The organism is Flavobacterium potami (assembly GCF_020026915.1).
GTDB lineage: Bacteria > Bacteroidota > Bacteroidia > Flavobacteriales > Flavobacteriaceae > Flavobacterium > Flavobacterium potami.
In genome coordinates, this window is sequence record NZ_JAINUY010000113.1 from 1 (window position 1) to 231 (window position 231).

Genomic DNA, 231 nt, shown 5'->3' on the forward strand with positions numbered 1-231 from the left:
GTAACGCGCCTACGGTTGGTACTGGAACGTGGACACTGGTAAGCGGTACGGGAACAATCACTACGCCATCATCAAATACATCAGGAGTAACGGCTCTGGGCTACGGTGCTAACGTATTCCGTTGGACGATCAGCAACGGCAGCTGTACATCGTCGAGTTCTGAGGTGACCATAACAAGAAACCAAACCCCTACTGTTTCCAACGCAGGATCAAACCAGACCCAGTGCGAAA

At 51.5% G+C, this 231-nt stretch carries 1 protein-coding gene; it reads left to right on the plus strand.

Features of this window, described 5'->3' with window-relative positions; translation table 11 throughout:
- The coding region (locus K6T82_RS24480) for a hypothetical protein (RefSeq protein WP_223711683.1) at positions 1-231 on the plus strand (231 nt) is incomplete at both ends.